This window comes from Bdellovibrio sp., from assembly GCF_047637665.1.
Classification (GTDB): Bacteria; Bdellovibrionota; Bdellovibrionia; order Bdellovibrionales; family Bdellovibrionaceae; genus Bdellovibrio.
On the sequence record NZ_JBLJBT010000007.1, the window covers coordinates 30,657 to 47,234 of the forward strand.

The 16,578-nt window shown below is 46.9% G+C and carries 13 protein-coding genes; 9 read left to right on the top strand and 4 right to left on the bottom strand.

The window, feature by feature from the left end; all coding sequences use genetic code 11:
* Positions 1–78: 78 nt before the first annotated feature.
* The 4 genes from ACM64D_RS01440 to ACM64D_RS01455 all read left to right on the top strand — a co-directional run bounded on the left by ACM64D_RS01440 (position 79) and on the right by ACM64D_RS01455 (position 7,913).
* The gene (locus tag ACM64D_RS01440) at positions 79–372 is read left to right on the top strand and encodes a hypothetical protein (RefSeq protein ID WP_415061401.1); all 294 of its coding nucleotides are present in this window, start codon (positions 79–81) and stop codon (positions 370–372) included.
* The gene (locus ACM64D_RS01445; RefSeq protein ID WP_415061402.1) at positions 338–4,939 is read left to right on the top strand and encodes a tail fiber domain-containing protein; all 4,602 of its coding nucleotides are present in this window, start codon (positions 338–340) and stop codon (positions 4,937–4,939) included. The genes ACM64D_RS01440 and ACM64D_RS01445 overlap by 35 nt, the downstream gene beginning before the upstream one ends.
* Positions 4,940–5,016: 77 nt before the next feature.
* Positions 5,017–7,008 carry a hypothetical protein gene (locus tag ACM64D_RS01450; RefSeq protein ID WP_415061403.1) on the top strand — a complete coding sequence of 664 codons (1,992 nt, stop codon included), beginning with the start codon at positions 5,017–5,019 and terminating at the stop codon, positions 7,006–7,008.
* Entirely contained in the window at positions 7,008–7,913 is a 906-nt protein-coding gene (locus ACM64D_RS01455) for a glycine-rich domain-containing protein (protein ID WP_415061404.1), read from the top strand. Before ACM64D_RS01450 ends, ACM64D_RS01455 begins: the two co-directional genes overlap by 1 nt.
* Before the next feature lie 114 nt (positions 7,914–8,027).
* Here ACM64D_RS01455 and ACM64D_RS01460 read toward each other — a convergent pair whose 3' ends face one another.
* The 3 genes from ACM64D_RS01460 to ACM64D_RS01470 form a co-directional block, all read right to left on the bottom strand.
* Positions 8,028–8,555: a hypothetical protein gene (locus tag ACM64D_RS01460; protein WP_415061405.1), complete on the bottom strand. Its 528-nt coding sequence runs from the start codon at positions 8,553–8,555 to the stop codon at positions 8,028–8,030.
* 91 nt (positions 8,556–8,646) lie between these two features.
* Complete coding sequence (locus tag ACM64D_RS01465) at positions 8,647–9,681, bottom strand: cytochrome-c peroxidase (protein WP_415061406.1); 1,035 nt, start codon at positions 9,679–9,681, stop codon at positions 8,647–8,649.
* Between the two features lie 38 nt (positions 9,682–9,719).
* Positions 9,720–10,379 (bottom strand): carbonic anhydrase, encoded by a 660-nt coding sequence (locus ACM64D_RS01470; RefSeq protein WP_415061407.1) that lies wholly within the window; start codon positions 10,377–10,379, stop codon positions 9,720–9,722.
* A gap of 451 nt (positions 10,380–10,830) precedes the next feature.
* Between ACM64D_RS01470 and ACM64D_RS01475 the strand changes: the two genes are divergently transcribed.
* Positions 10,831–11,349 carry a lipocalin family protein gene (locus ACM64D_RS01475; RefSeq protein ID WP_415061408.1) on the top strand — a complete coding sequence of 173 codons (519 nt, stop codon included), beginning with the start codon at positions 10,831–10,833 and terminating at the stop codon, positions 11,347–11,349.
* Between the two features lie 56 nt (positions 11,350–11,405).
* Here the strand turns inward: ACM64D_RS01475 and ACM64D_RS01480 are convergent, their stop codons facing one another.
* Positions 11,406–12,323 carry a MerR family transcriptional regulator gene (locus tag ACM64D_RS01480; protein WP_415061409.1) on the bottom strand — a complete coding sequence of 306 codons (918 nt, stop codon included), beginning with the start codon at positions 12,321–12,323 and terminating at the stop codon, positions 11,406–11,408.
* Between the two features lie 89 nt (positions 12,324–12,412).
* Between ACM64D_RS01480 and ACM64D_RS01485 the strand changes: the two genes are divergently transcribed.
* The 4 genes from ACM64D_RS01485 to ACM64D_RS01500 are packed head-to-tail and all read left to right on the top strand — an operon-like array spanning position 12,413 to position 16,420.
* Entirely contained in the window at positions 12,413–13,669 is a 1,257-nt protein-coding gene (locus ACM64D_RS01485; protein WP_415061410.1) for an NAD(P)/FAD-dependent oxidoreductase, read from the top strand.
* On the top strand, positions 13,666–14,412 hold the full coding sequence (locus ACM64D_RS01490; RefSeq protein ID WP_415061411.1) for a DUF1365 domain-containing protein: 747 nt from the start codon (positions 13,666–13,668) through the stop codon (positions 14,410–14,412). Before ACM64D_RS01485 ends, ACM64D_RS01490 begins: the two co-directional genes overlap by 4 nt.
* On the top strand, positions 14,409–15,581 hold the full coding sequence (locus ACM64D_RS01495; protein WP_415061412.1) for a class I SAM-dependent methyltransferase: 1,173 nt from the start codon (positions 14,409–14,411) through the stop codon (positions 15,579–15,581). Before ACM64D_RS01490 ends, ACM64D_RS01495 begins: the two co-directional genes overlap by 4 nt.
* 44 nt (positions 15,582–15,625) lie before the next feature.
* Positions 15,626–16,420: a DUF1295 domain-containing protein gene (locus ACM64D_RS01500; protein ID WP_415061413.1), complete on the top strand. Its 795-nt coding sequence runs from the start codon at positions 15,626–15,628 to the stop codon at positions 16,418–16,420.
* The last annotated feature ends 158 nt before the right edge of the window (positions 16,421–16,578 follow it).

A 16,578-nucleotide genomic window follows, 5' to 3' on the forward strand; every position in this document is an offset into this window, starting at 1 on the left:
GGTCCATATGTGAATCTTTAAATAACATGTCCACGGTGTCCATCTGTTATGTTTTTTTGATATCCCGATAGGTTGTTTATGAAATTGTCGGGGATGTTGTGGAATTTAAAGTCGAAGATCTTGCTGGGCGGACTGATTTCGTCGGCTCTTGTCGTGGCCATCAGCGGTTGTTCGATGGATGCGCAGATTTTAAGTTCGTCTTTGCCTCAAGTTGAATCTGTGGAGCGACGGACTCAACCCGATTTCATTAATGGTGAAACAGTCACGACCTCCAATCACTATCAGATCAGTGGGGCGATCGGCGAGATATCTGAAAATCAGGTGCTGGATAATCACTATGAAATTCAAGGTGTTTTCTATGATGCCGAATAAGATATTCTTGGTCCTTATTAAGATGGCTCTTCTATTGTTGACGTCACCGTCATGGGCGGTGAATAAAGGTATTTCATTTCAGACGTTCATTAAAAGTCCCAATGGAACCACCGTCAATGCCACAGGTCTGACTGTGAATGCAAAGGTGCTGGCTCCCAATGGCTGCATTTTGCGTGAAGAGAATTTTTCAAATGTTGATGTTGTTAATGGCTATATGAACATCATTGTCACAAAGGGAACAGTGGGAGGAGCGGATCGAGGCTTCAGTGTTCAAAAGATTTTTGATAATACTCCTTTAGTTATCACGGGTCTGACTTGTGTTAATGCTGATGGCTCTGTGAACGGTGCTGTTACCAGCTATACACCGTCTTCGTCTGATATTCGAAAGCTTCGCATTTCGACCCTTTTGGGGAGTGATACGATTATCGCAGACTTCAATTTAAGATCGGTGCCCTTTGCAAGCAATGCGGAAACCGTGAATGGAAAAGTTGATACGGACTTCGTGAATATTAACAATAGCCAGAAATTATCCCAAGCGAATGTGGAAAGTATCTTCAATCGTTTTACAAAGCTGGATGCCATCTTAAACAGCTTTAATGCCGGGGGAACTGCGGCGGGAATCAACGTCACGGGAAATGCCGCTAACGTCACTGGGACGGTTGCTATCGCTAACGGGGGTACGGGAGCAACGACCTTGGCTGGAGCAAAGACGGCTTTGGGTATCGGAACAGTGGCCGCTCTTGATCTTCCAACTCCTTTGGATGCGACAAAAGTTCTTAAAGGCGATGGCACATGGGGAACGATCACTGGCGGAGTGAGCAGCGTAGCCGGTAAAACCGGCGCTGTGACTCTTACAAATTCTGATGTGAGTGGGCTTGGACCTTTAGCGACGATGAGCACGTCAGGAACTCCGGACGGCTCAAAGTTCTTGAGGGATGATGGAGCTTGGACCGCGATTTCCGCTACAGATACGACGAAGCTTCCGCTTTCTGGTGGTACGATTACGGGGGCTTTAAATATGTCCTCTCAGGACATTACGGCAGTAAACAATGTAAATGCAACGAACGTGAATGCGGGGGCCGGTGCTTTTACAAATCTTAAGGTATACGATGGCTCAGCAAATTATCTGACTCAAAATTATCCCACGGGTGGAACCTCTTACACTATCAAATGGCCAGCGAGTGTTGGGTCTGCCAATCAAGTTTTGCAAATTAATTCTATTTCAGGAAATGTGGCAACACTAGGATGGGCTACGGGAGCTTCGAGTGGAGTGAGCAGTGTGACAGCGGCCGGTACGGCTGGAAACCCTCTCAGTGTTGGCGGAACGGCGTCGGCTCCGACGATTGATATTTCGGCAGCGACGTCGAGTGCAAATGGATATTTGAAGTCGGCGGATTGGGCAACGTTCAACAGCAAACAAGCTGGAAGCACTGAATTGTCTGGTCTTGTAACGGGAATGGTATCAACAGGTATCGTGCAGAGAACTGCCGCCGGAACTTATACAACTCTTGGAACAAGTTCTCCACTTTCTGTGGTCGCCGGTGATATCACTTTGGGAACAGTACCTGTGGGCACTGGTGGTACGGGTTCAACAGATGGTTCGATTTCTGGAACAGGGGCGTTGACGTTCGCCGCCGGCGGGACGAATCAAAATGTGACTCTGACTCCGAGCGGAACAGGTTCGACAATTTTAAATGGCAATATCGGCATTAGGACGTCGTCACCTGTTCAGGCACTGAGTGTTGGGAACTCGATTCAGGCGACATCGGATTACTCGACAGCTTATGTTCCTCGTCAAGTTCAAATTAACGATCTTTATACGAATACGGCTTCCGGGCAACATTCAACAATGAGTATCTTTGCGCAAGCGGGAGCTTCAGCTAATAGCACATCTGTGGATACGGCATTTCAGGTCGACAACTTTGTACCGTCATCTCAAACCGTAAACTATGCTCAGAAAATAGGAATTCGTGCTCAAGTTAATAATGCGGGATCTGGAAATGCAGGCAACGCCACTGGTGGTCAGTTTTTAGCTAATTATAGTGGCACGGGCACGCCCGGAGCTATCACTGGGAGTACATCAACCGCTTCCAATCTGTCTGCGGTGACGATGAGCACTGTTTACGGATCTCAGAGCTCCGCATTGAACTCTTCCACCGGGTCTATTACGAACGCCTACGGGGCGCTCAACTCGGTTTTGAATTCAACGGGAACAGTCACAGCGGCCTATGGTATCTATGGAAACGTGGGTAATCTCTCCACAGGGACTGTGGGAACTGCCTATGGCCTTTACTCCAATATTACCAATGGTGCCAGTGCAACCATGACATCGGCTTATGGTCTTTATTTGACCAAGTCTGTTAATGGCGTCGCCAGCAGTAACAACTTTGGAATTTATCAAGCTGACAGCTCCAACAATTACTTTGCCGGCAACTTGGGAATGGGATTGACGAATCCGTCGGCAGCTCTTCACTTGAGATCTGGAACTTCGATGGCGGGAACCGCACCCTTGAAGTTGACTGCTGGAATAAACCTCATGACCCCTGAAGCTGGTGCTATTGAGTATGATGGGACATCACTTTATTATACGGATGAAACAGCCACGCGACGAACTATCGCATCAACAGCCACAGGTAGTGGCGCGTTCTCAGGAGTTTCATCGCTCACGAACGCGTCGGGAGATATCACCTTAGCCCCAGCGACTTTGTCGGGGGCGGTGCTTGTGAACTCTGGCGCTGCCTCGACGGGAACCTCGAGCGGTGCCGTCGTGGTGACAGGTGGTATGGGCTTGTCTGGAGATATCTTTTCGGGAGCTTCCATCAATGCAACAACTGCAATGACGGCGGGTTCGTCACTGACGACTCCGCAAATTTACGGTTCATCGGCGGCGAGTGGTAATGTTAAAATCGATGGAACTTCGAATGCAACGAAGGGCCATGTGCTTCTGGCGAGCGCGGGTGGGAACGTCGGTATAGGGACAACTGGCCCTTTAACAAAGCTTAATGTACAAGTCGCAAATGCTCCTAATACTGATGATGGAATAACTGTTGGAAGAGCAATGAACGCAAGTTTAATTGGCCTTAAATTAAAGTCTGATGGTTCTGGGAATTATCGTGGAGCCATTACCTCAAAAGGCAATGGTTTTTCTGAAACAGAGGTCATGACTTTTCTTGCTGATGGGACAGGCTCCGGCAACGTCGGGATTGGAACAACGTCGCCATTGACTGTGCTTCATTTGCAAAAGCAGGGTGCGGGGGGCGAGCAACAAGTTTATCTTGATAGCTATTCAGGCTCTAGCTCTGGAGCGCCATCACCTAACTTTGTGGGAAGATCCTCCAGAGGAACTCCTGAAGCTCCTTTGGCCGTAGGCACTAACGATGTCTTGAGTTACCTCACTGGAAGAGGTTACAATTCCAGTTCCAGCAATTTTGCTGGCGCCGCCGGTTTTCTAAATGGAGCTTATATCGCAATGATGGCCGCAGAAAACTGGACCGGCGCAGGCAATGGTTCATACATGACTTTTAATACGTCGCCTATCGGAACGGCTTCAAATGGATATGAACGCATGCGAATTGATCCATCGGGCAACGTCGGTATTGGGACAACAACCCCATCAACCACTCTGGATCTTGCAACGGGCTCGTTCAGCGCGGGTGGCTTTTCTACGAAAAGACTGTTCAGCGGAACTTGGGATACGACCAAAAAATTGCAGATCGCTTCGAGTTTTTTATCTTCAGGAAATTCAACCTTTAAGCTTGCTTTTAAATCGACGGCGGCTTGTGGGGCAACTTATTTTGAAGAGTGGACTGTTCAGTCTGGAGCTTACAATCAAAGTTGGGGAAACTCTTTGATCATTAGAAATCGACAAATAGGTGGTGGTAACTGTGGATACTTTATAAATCCAAGCATCGCCTTTGAGGGCTCGTGGCCGTACGCACTTTCAATTTCCAACACAAATCCAATTCCAAATTTGGAAATTTACTTTCAAGGATATGGAGCTGGAGATGTTTCGACATCTCTGGTCGCGGGCACTGTGACGGGACAAAATAATCAGCTTATTACTGAGAACTTTATTAACAACTATGTTGGGATTGGAACAACCAACCCGACCCAGAGATTGCAAGTCGGTTCCAGCGGCGATGGTTCTGTGGCCATTGCCAACGCCTGGAATACATTCTCAGATATTCGTTTAAAACGCGACATCGAAAGAATTCCGAATGCCTGTGCCATGGTCGACAAACTCAGTGGTTATTACTATCACTGGAGGACGGGCGAAGATCATTCGCGTCAAGTGGGTGTGATCGCTCAAGAGGTGGAAGCTGTGTTACCGGAACTTGTAAAGACCGGGCGGGATGGAATTAAGACGGTTGACTACCCGAAACTGACTGCCGTCTTAATAGAGGCTTCCAAACAGCACAATCGAGACATTGCGACATTGAAGGCCAAGGCGGCCCAGTTTGAAGTCGAAAATGCCAAACTCAAACAAGAAAATGCTGATGTAAAAGCTCGACTCGAGAGAATCGAGAAAATCCTCGGTAACCACCCGGGTTCAATAACAAAAAAATAATCAAAATCAGAAGTTTGAACATCGCATGTCTGCGGTGTCCACCTGTTTCTATATCTTATCGATCCGATAAGATATTTATGAAAATAAGCAACATGCCGTGGAAAATGATGGTTAAGGGCACTTTGGTGTACCTCCTGCTTCTGACGTCTCAGGTTTTTGCACAGGCGGGTAAGGGGATTTCTTTTCAAGCTTTTATCAAGAGTCCGACAGGTATTGCTGTCAATGCTACAGGTCTTACCATCAATGCGAAGATCCTTGCTCCGAATGGTTGCATTCTTCGTGAGGAAAGTTTTACCAATATCGATATCGTCAACGGCTATCTGAACGTGATTATCACGAAAGGAACAGTTGGCGGTGCGGATCAGGGCTTGAGTATTCTCAAAGTTTTTGACAATACTCCGACGGCGATCACGGGTCTGATCTGTATTAATACAGATGGTTCAGTGAATGGAACGCTAACAAGTTACACGCCGACTTCGAACCATGCTAGAAAGCTCCGTATTTCGACGACGATAGGGGCGGATCCTATCGTTGCTGAATTCAATCTCAGATCCGTACCATTTGCGACGAACTCAGAAACAGTGAATGGCAAGTTGGATACTGATTTCGTGAATATCAATAACAGTCAAAATTTGACTCAGTCGAATGTTGAAAGTGTCTTTAATAGATTCACTAAGCTGGATTCTCTCTTGAATAACTTCAACACAAGTGGAACTAGCGCAGGGATCAATATCACTGGTAATGCCGCGACGGCAACAACCGCAAGTAATGTGACTGGGACTGTTGCTGTGGCTAATGGTGGCACGGGAGGATCCAATGCCAGTGCGGCAAGAACCAATCTAGGACTTGGCACAATTTCTACATTGAGTTTACCGAGTCCCGTTGATGCGACGAAGGTTCTTAAAGGAGATGGAACTTGGGGAACTGTTGCTGGAAGTGGAACTGTCACGGGAATCACAGCGGGAACAGGGCTCACGGGGGGAACGATCAATAGCAATGGTACGATTGCCGTAGATGTAGGTACGACAGCTAATAAAATTGTGCAGTTGGATGGATCTGGGAAGTTGCCTGCCGTGGACGGAAGTGCGCTGACCAACATCACGATGGCAATCGACAGTATCGTCAATGCGGCAGCGAAGTATTTTGATTACAAGCCCAATAATGTGGCCTGTGGTAACGGCGAGATTTTAAAATATTCAACGGGAACTGGCTGGATCTGCTCAACACTTTCAAGCTCGGGAGCCGTCACAAGTGTGAGTGCGGCGTTGACAGCGGGAAATCCAATCACCGTATCGGGCACCAGTGTGACAACGATTGATATTCCAGTGGCGACTTCAGTGGCGAATGGCTATCTAAAATCTTCAGATTGGTCGACTTTTAATGGAAAACAGGCCGGAAGCTCTGAGCTGTCTGGCCTTGTGACGGGAATGGTGTCGACAGGCATTGTGCAAAGAACAGCGGCGGGAGCCTATACAACGTTAGGAACAAGTTCGCCGCTTTCTGTGGTTGCCGGAAATATTTCATTAGGCACGGTACCTGTTGCTAGTGGCGGTACGGGCACCACGACTGGATCCATCACAGGAACAGGAGCATTGACCCTTGCCGCGGGGGGAACGAATCAAAATATCACTCTCGATCCAAGCGGCACTGGATACACAATATTGAACGGCAATGTTGGTATCGGGAACACCAATCCGACAGCGAGACTTCATATTGGCGGGACAGCTGGCGTTGATGGAATTAAATTTCCGGATGGAACCGTTCAAACCACAGCGGCCACAGGAGGAAGTTGGTCAGCAGTGACTTCGAATATCACAGCTGTGGCTGGAGGAAAGTATTTAGTAGATACGTCCTCAGGGGCGATTACGATCACGCTTCCAGTCTCGCCCAGTCTTGGAGACGAAATTGCGTTTGTTGATGCGGCCAGTAACTTTGCTACGAACAATCTGACGGTGGGGCGGAATTCACTCAAGATCATGGGACTTGTCGAGGATATGACAGTTTCAAGTAACAACGCATCTTTTACGTTGATCTACTACAATGCCGCCAATGGATGGAGAATTAAGTAATGCAGCTGAAAAAACTATTTTTTATACTGACCTTTTCTTTTGTTGCTGTTTCACATGCTAGCAACCTTTCTCAATTTCAAGGAAAAAAGAAGAAGTGCCAAGAGTTCACTGCGATTGGAGCAACCACGTGGACCCGTCCTAGCGGTGTTGAAACAGTGGACTACCTTGTCGTTGGTGGGGGCGGCGGTGGTGGTGGTGCTGGGCCAAGTGGTTCTAGCTATGCGTGTGGTGGTGGTGGTGGTGGTGGCGCCGTTAAAAAAGGCGAGCTCACAGTTGCAGGCAATATCTCCGTTACCATCGGAGCAGGTGGGGTAGCCGGAGGAAAAGACGGAAGCAACTACGGCACCAACGGTGGCGATGGAGGTTTGAGTAGTTTCGGTTCTGTTACGGCTTTAGGTGGTGGCTTCGGGGTTGGTTCTCATCAGGGTTTTAGTCTTGATACGAGCACCGCGACGGGCGGCGGTGCTGGGGCTTGGAACGGGAGCAATTATACTTTCTGTGGCGGTGGTGGCGGAAGCGGTGGTCACGGATCTTTGCTTGGGTGCAGTGGAATGAATGGAGTTCGTTGTGAAGGGCTTGGTCCAACCGGCGTAGATGGTGGTTCCGGTGGGTCTTCCGCTATATTAGGTTCCCCCGGAGGAATGGCCTCTGGCAATGGAGGTGCTGGTATAGATGGATATGGAGGCGGCGGCGGCGGTGGAAGCTCCTACAACAATACCGCTGTGGGTAAGGGAGTTGCTGGTGGTGGTCGTGGCGCCAATGCGGGAGGGAATAGCTCCGCCATTAATGGGAAGGCGAATACTGGGGGCGGCGGCGGCGGTGGCGCATATAGCACTGGAAGTGGTTTTAATCCTTCAGCTGGTGCCGGCGGCTCTGGTTATGTGAAAGTCTGCTGGTGGGAATAGCTGAGGCACGAATATATGTGCGACTCAAATCTTGTTGCTGTCGAAGTTTTTAAAGAGAACCCTCACTCCCAAACGAAAGGAAGCCGAAGTTTCCAGGGAATGAGGGTTGAAAGATTAGTTTAGATTTTTCAAATTCACACAGTCATAGTCTCTTTCAGAGAACCATTTCAAGACGTGAACGCGTGCGCGCGAAGGCATTTTAGTCTCTGGATCAATAGTGAGGAAGTAATCATACTGAGTGCCTCCGACTTTCTGAGTTGCCGCAAAGAAGGGCGTGTAAAGGATATCGGTGTTGAGTCCGTAGATCTCTTGCCCCGATGTTTTGCCATCAAGATCCGCAGCGCAACTTTTTACTGCAGGATATTCAGAGCGATGGTAGTTGGTGACGCGAGACATGAGAGACACTGGGTCTTTACTGACTTGCTCATTGTTAAAGGCAAATTGAGCCTCAATGTCGAAGCAGTGATGTCCTTTTGTCTCGGACGAAGTCACTTGTCGAACCACGACATAGCAGATATTTCCAGTCGGTTGTTCATTGATTTGTTCTTGCCCGTGAAGGGTCTGGCCCGAATATGACTTCAACGTTTGTGCAGACACATTCAAAGACAATAACATCAAAAATGCACTCATCATTTTTCCCATTGTAGACTCCATGTTTTTGGTGATGAGCGGATATAGCAAGGTCAGAAGTTCTTGGGAATGCAGCAAATTGATGCTTGTTGATTTTTTCTGTTTAAATTGTGAGCCCCGCGTGAGCTTCGGAGGTTAACTCTGGAGCTTCCCGATATCTTTGAGGGAGTTCTCCTTTAAGACTTTCTAAAAATGCTTTAATCAATTGTACTTGCTCGTCGCTAAGATCTTTATTGAGTTGTAATTTTCCCATCCAGCGGATGGCCATTTTTAAATCACTCGTGGAAGCATCATGAAAGTACGGAGCCGTTTCGGAAATATTTCGCAAAGAAGGGACCTTGAACACATAGAGATCTTCTTCCTTTTGAGTGACATCGAATCGACCTTTATCAGGATTTGGTGCTTGAGTTAAATTCCAATAGCTTTGAAACACTCCAAACTTTTGCAGACTTCGACCGCCCAGGGCGGGGCCATTGTGGCAAGAAACACAACCGATCTCGATAAAAGTGCGTAAACCCTTCTGGGCCTCTAAGGAAATAGCTTTGTTGTCTCCTTCAAGAAATCGATCCAAGGGGGCTCGTGTAGTCAGGGAACGTTGATATTGTCCAAGTGCTGCGGCGGCATTTTCAAGACTGAGGGGCGTGGAGGATTTGGGGAATGCGCGCGCAAAAAGTGGCGTGTATCCAGCGGCCTTGAGGCGCATCAGGCTTTCTTCAACGCTTGAGTTTCCTAAGCTGAGGGGAGTTGTGAAGGCCTTGAGAGCTTGTTCCTCCAAGCTTGCGCGGTCGAAGCGCCAATGGACAATGGTTTGGTACTTCAGATTTAATATAGACTGGGCATTGCGAGCCCCTTTGTTGTTGTTAAATCCCATTGATTGAGGCAGGCGATCCGTGCTGTAAAATTGCGGCTGATGGCAGCGCACGCAAGCGGTCGTGCCATCTTTGGAGAGGCGATAGTCAAAAAAGAGCTTTCGTCCCAATTCAATTTGTTCCAAGGTCGTTTTGTCAGGCAGTTTTTCTTTTGCAGGTATAATCCCAAAGAGTGCTTTTGCCGTCTTTTGAAGTTCTTTGACAGGAGTCTCCGCCAGAGCATTGTTTGTTGTCAGAAAGAACAAAAGCACAGCAGCAAGGCGTCTCATGAGCAGTCCCTCGTTTAGAAAAGCAGAAGTTTCGTTTTCTAAGATAAGGTGAGTTCTTCAAAAGATCCAATGACATCATCATAATGCCACAGTTGACCGCTTTCCAAATCGAAGTAAACTCCAAAGAGTTGAAGACCTCGACTTTTGATAGCTTCATCGATGAAATGGAAAGTTCGTAAGTTGTCCAAGGAAGTCACTATGGATTCCTTTTCACAGTCTCGGCAAAGAGTTTCAACGTCGCCATGAGGATTTTTAATTAGCACTTTTCCTTTGGCTTCTTCTGCAATGGTCATCCATTGAGCGACGAAGCCGCCTTTTTTCAGGTTCTCAGGTTGAAAGAGCGAACGAATGCCTCCACATTGGCGGTGTCCAAGAACAACGATATTTTCTACGGCCAAGTTCACGACAGCAAACTCGATAGCCGCACTCACCCCGTGAAAGCCGATTGAGGACTCAAAGGGGGGCACTAAGTTGGCCACATTGCGAACAACGAAAATATCACCAGGAGAAGAAGAAAATAAAATTGCCGGATCGACGCGGGAGTCACTGCAGGCGATCATCAAGGTTTTGGGTCTTTGGCCGCTGCTGGCAAGTCGTTCGTAGACGGAGGTTTCCTCAGTGAAAAAACGTTCTCGAAAGCGGCGAAATCCTGCCACCATTCGTAATATTTCTTTTTTCAGTGCGCGTTCTTGGTTCATCGAGTCCTCTGGTAGATATGTGTATCACTGGAGTTAGTTTTTTTGAAAAGAAATTACGAGGGGGGAGTGGAAGAGGGGATTATTGTTGGGAGGCCATCTGTAAATACCTGATATCGCTAATTATTCTCTATACATTGTGTTAAGTGGCGAGGTTTGACGCAAGTTGAATTGATTTTCTAAGTCGTTATTGGCGTCTAGCAATTCGTGTCGCTTCTTCTGTTCAATGTTGAGAAAGTAAGTGTCTAGTGTAAGTGCCTGAAATCACCCGAGATGGCCCTCGGGAGCGTGGGGAGATGAGATTCTTTCGATTTCAGCCTATGCCTAGAGTATGTAATAAAACGAGGGGCTTGGTTTTTGTCTTGAAAATGTATAGAATATTCTATACAAGACATTGAGCTCCACGAAAAGGAGGTCAAACCCGCTTTCGTGAGATAAAGAAAGGAAATCTTTTATGAAAAAAGTAGCCTCGATATTCGTATTGCTAAATCTTCTTAATTTCAGCTGGGTGCAAGCTGCGGATTTGTCTGATCCTGAGGTTGTTTCGTCTGTGGATTTAAATCGATATGCTGGGTACTGGTACGATATTGCTCATGCTCCCAACTTCTTCCAACGAGGTTGTGTTCGTTCAACGGCTGAATACGCTGTATTAAGTCCTCTTTCTGTTTCGGTTAAAAATACTTGCTACAAGGAGGATGGCTCTATCAGTGACATCGACGGTGAGGCAAAGGTTGTGAACCCAGAAGTTCCAACAAAGCTGAAGGTGCGTTTCAACTTTTTTGCGCGCGGTGACTACTGGATCGTGGATCTTGACCCTGACTATCAATGGTCTGTTGTTAGCGGGCCCGAGAAAAAATCTTTGTTCATTTTGTCCCGTCAGGCTCCGATGGATCCACAAGTCTTGGCTCAGATTGTCGATAGACTTAAGCAGCGTGGGTTTAAAACCGACGACCTTATATATGGCCAGTATTAGACTGTGAGATATTTACGGCCCCTCAATGAGACACCGCCAAGAGGCAGAGGAGGGGCCTAGGGGAGATCTTTTAGATAGGTGTGAAACTCCTCGATCGTGCTAAAGGTATTTATTTCGCGCTTGAGGTTTAAATCTATTTGCATCGAGTTTCGTCCAGCCAGAAGAAAGACGATATGGGTTGGCAAGTTTCGATCCAGGAAGTTGATGTAGCTAAAAAGACTTTCTTTCGCGCCTTCTTTTTCTGAAATCGTGTTTGAGATGAGTAAGTGGCTTGCATTGTAGCGAATGCAGGTTTCGCAGAGATCTTTTTTTGGTGTGCTTGGCCCAAGGAACAAGGTTTTGAGGCCCTCAAGTTTGCTGAGGCTTGCGGCAAATGAAATCCCCATGTCATGGAGGTCACCCTCGGGAGTTGTCATGACAAGGCGAGATTTTGAGTTGGATGTTCTGCTTTCGCCTCGAGCAAGAACGAGTTGTTCTTTGATGAGTGCTGAGAGGATGTGCTCTTGCCCCACAGAGAGTTGTCCTTCCGCCACAAGTTGGCCCATTTGACCAGCCAGGGGTGTGAGAATATCGGCAATCAGGCTTTCAGATTTTGTATTGCGGCGTTTTTTCTGGAGCTGTTCAGATATCTCATCCCACTTAAAAAGGTGGGCAAGATCCATGATCTCGGAAATATACTTTAGATGTTTGTTCGGCGGCGTCGGCATAGAGCTTAAAACCTCTTGTTGAGGAAGAATCTTCTCTAGGTCCGCGAGATTCAGCTTGGCAATATTTCCGATCTTGTAGCCCTTGTCTAAGAGGGCCTGCAGAAGACGAGCTTTCTGAAGATCTTGAAGGGAGTAGATTCGTCGCCCTGTGGAGGTCCGTTTGGGTTTGAATGCCTTATAGCGTGTTTCCCAGCCGCGCAAGGTAAATTCGGAAATGCCTGTGAGTTCGATAATCTGTCGAATTGAAAATGATTCACTTTTAGCCATGGTCTTATTTTAGTCACGGCCTCTTTAAAATGTATAGAAAAATCTATACAATTATGAAGAAGTAAGACATATGGTAAGCGAGGTGTCAAATGAAGACAGCAGTCATCGGTGCCGGGATTAGTGGTTTAGGGGCAGCATGGATTTTGAGTCAGCAAGATGAGGTTCATCTTTTTGAGTCAGAAGGTCGTCTTGGGGGGCACGCACATACTGTAGATGTGAGCGACGGTTCCTCGGGGGTTCCCGTTGATACGGGGTTTCTGGTTTACAATGAACTTACATATCCTCATTTAAAAAGTTTTTTTAAAGAACTTCATATCGAGACGGTGGCGTCGGATATGTCTTTGGCGATCAAGGCTCCCTATAAGGACTTGGAGTGGGCAGGTACGAATCTGGATACTGTTTTTGCTCAAAGATCCAATATTGTTCGTCCAGCCTTTCTAAGGATGCTGTACGATATTACACGTTTTAACCGTGAGGCCGAACAGAATAAAGAGCTTGCGCAAAAGCATGGGTGGAGTTTGAGACAACTCGTGCAGAGTCGATCCTATAGTGAAGAGTTTAAACGTGACTATCTTTTGCCGATCGGCGCTGCCATTTGGTCAACTCCAGAAAGAGGTATGGAAGAGTTTCCTGCTGAAACCTTTTTAACTTTTTTTATTAATCATCGTCTTTTACAGATAAGCAATCGCCCTATCTGGAGAACAGTGAAGGGCGGCTCTATTGAATATGTAAAGAAGGTGGCAGCACGTATTCCTTTTGTGCATTTAAATGCACCTGTTCAAAATGTGGAAAGACGCCAGGACAAGGTTTTGGTACGCACAAATGGCGAGTGTTTGGAATTTGATCGAGTTGTCTTTGCAACTCACGCGCCAATTACGCTTCGTATGCTGGGAAATGCCACGGACCTCGAACGTCGTGTATTAGGCTCGATCAGTACTAGTGCAAATAAGACTTACCTGCATACGGACTCTTCGTTTATGCCGACAAGAAGAAAGTGCTGGTCGTCGTGGAATGTTTTGGGATCTTCTGATAGCCAGAATCACGAGAACGTTTCTTTGACATATTTTATTAACAAGCTTCAACCTCTGGGGGCGAAGCAAGACTTCTTTGTGACGCTCAATCCGCGTTCTCCTGTTCAGCGAGTCCTAAGAGAGTTTAGCTATGATCACCCTCAATTTGATCGCGAGGCGATTGAGGCGCAGAAGTCTTTGCCATTAATCCAAGGACAGGGTGGGGTGTATTTTGCCGGCGCTTGGACTCGTTATGGTTTCCATGAGGATGGGCTGCTGAGTGCCGTCCGAGTCGGTGAGCTCCTGGGAATTAAGCCTCCCTGGGAGGTCTCGTGAATTCGCTGCACATTTTGAAAGGGCATGTTTTCCATAGCCGGGCTCATCAGGTTCGTCATAGCTTCCGTTATCCAATATTTGCGCTTCTTTTTTCTCTTCGTTCTGAAGATGAGTATTTACAAATTCTTAGAAAAAAAACGGCGGGTCTTTTGTCGTTAAATTCTCAGGACTACTTGCGAGGTCAAAGAGGCTCTTTGAGGGGCTCCAGCATCAAATTTCTAAAAGAAGAGTGTCAGTACGATGCTGATGAGATTGTGTTGCAGACTCTTCCTCGAATGTTTGGGTATGTTTTTAACCCTGTGAGCTTCTGGTTTTGCCGTCGCCAAGGAAATCTTGAGGCTGTTTTGTGCGAAGTGAATAACACTTTTGGTGAGCGTCACTTCTACTGGATTCGACCTTCGGAAGGAATAAAGGCGTCGCAATTTTACCGTTCAGATAAAGTATTTCATGTGAGTCCTTTCTTTCCAGTCGATGGCTTTTATAAGTTCCGTTTTCAATTTGAAGACGATCAGTCACGAGTGGATATTTTTTACTACGATGACAACGAGCAGTTGCGGTTTTCTTCTTGGATCGAGGGGCATGTTTCGGATTTCAAGAGTGAATCCCTATGGAAAATATTGTTGAAGTATGGCTGGATGACGCCGCTTGTGGTGATTCGAATACATTGGCAGGCTCTGAGGCTTTGGATGAAACGAGTGAGTTTTTATAAAAAGCCGGAACCGCCACACAAGGAGATCACATGACCAAGATGACATTGAAGACAAAACTTTTGATTAAACTTTTAGAGAACTCTAAAGGTGCAACCTTGCGGGTAACATTTCCTGATGGGTCTGTTGATTCGTTTGGAACGGGTGGGCCCTTGATTTCAATTCAAGTCCTTGATTGGAAAGTCTTTGATGAACTGGTTACCAAGGGGGATCTTGGATTGGCCGAAGCTGTTATCCGGGGAGACCTTGTGGTGGATGACATTTCAGCCCTTGTTCAGTGGGCGTGCTCCAATGAGGACGCGGTCAATCGCCTGCTCCACGGAACCTGGTATGGGACGTTACTTGCGAGACTTCGACACCTGATGAATCCGAACACCAAGCAGGGGGCAAAAAAGAATATTATGGCCCACTATGACCTAGGGAACAGCTTTTACGGACTTTGGCTTGATCCGAGTATGACGTATTCGTCAGGAATTTTTGTTCATAAAGAGGAAGATCTTCATGAAGCGCAAATGAAAAAGTACGATCGAATTATCGACGCCCTGGATATTCGCCCGGAAGATCACATTCTTGAAATTGGCTGTGGCTGGGGTGGCTTTTTCTCTCGGGCTGTTCAGCGGACCGGGTGTCGAGTTGCCGCTGTGATGAATTCTCCTTCACAGGCGCAATACAATCGTGAACTTATCGCAAGATCCGGCTTTGGGGACTACGTGGATTTGCGACAGCTAGACTATCGCGAAATAGAGGGCCGTTATGACAAGATCGTGTCCATTGAGATGGTCGAAGCCGTGGGGGAAAAGTATTGGCCAGATTTTTTTGGAAAAGTAAGTGACTCCTTAAAAGACAAGGGGTCTGCCTTAATCCAATCAATCACGATTCAAGATCAATATTTTGATCATTATCGACGTAATGCGGATTTCATTCAGCGCTATGTATTTCCAGGAGGAATGTTACTGGCACCCAAGGTTTTCGCCGATTACGCGACCAAGTTAGGGCTTAAATCAGAAAAGCCATTTGAGTTTGGAGTCTCCTACGCAGATACATTGCAGAAGTGGAAAGGGAATTTTCAAGCGGTCGAAGGTGAGGTTCGCGAGATGGGGTTTGATGATAAATTTATGCGCCTTTGGAATTTGTATTTAAGTTATTGCGAAGGGGCGTTTCGAGCAGAGCGTATTAATGTCGGTCACTACCTCCTGCAAAAGTAAAGCGAGTTGAAATGGCACCAGGTGGGTCACGCTAGGGTAGGGTTATGGAAAATTTTTGGATGCAGATATTGGGTGCTCTTTTAATGATGGTGTTGTTGATGACAGGCACCTGGCTTTTGGGGCGACGATGGAACAACTATAGCGTCATTGATAGCCTCTGGTCGTTATCATTTTCATTGGTCAGTTGCTTTTACTTTTTCACGAGTCCGGGATGGTGGGTTCGAAAAGCTTTAGTTTTGTCAGTCGTGATGCTTTGGAGTCTTCGTCTTTCCTATTTCCTGAGTCGTCGCATTTATTCTCACCATCCTGCGGAGGATTCGCGCTATAAGGCTTTGCGCGATGAATATGGGTCACAGGTGGTGTGGCGTTTTTTTCTTTTCTTTCAGTATCAGGGCCTCAGTGTTGTTCTTTTGAGTCTTGTGTTTTTAGAGCCTATGCGAAACACGAAGGACAGTCTCTCGCTAATTGAAGGAATCGGTCTTTCGCTGAGTCTGCTGTCTTTGTTAGGTGAAAGCATTTCCGATACTCAAGCCCAAAAGTTCAAAGCGAAACCAGAAAACTATTCAAAGGTGTGTGATGTCGGGTTGTGGAAATACTCTCGTCATCCAAACTATTTCTTCGAGAGTTTGGTATGGTGGGGATTTTTTGTGACAGCATTAGGAACCGCCGGGGCATTTTACACAATCTATGCCCCTTTAACTATTTTATTGGTTCTTACTAGGGTAACGGGAATTCCTCCATCTGAAGCTCAGGCTTTAAAAAAGCGCGGGGATGCATATCGGCAGTATCAAGCGAAGACCTCTGCATTTGTGCCGTGGTTTCCGAAAGAGAGAGCTTAGTAAGGGTAGGATGGGGCTCGGGCCGTCGTGTCCCTCGGTCGCATCCTGCGACGTCGGTCGAACCTACGACCCAAGTTTGACCGATAACTTCGAAGCCTATTTTGGTTCTTCACGGTTAACAGTGGGAAACGATGAGTCATAAATAAGTGAGGCATAAG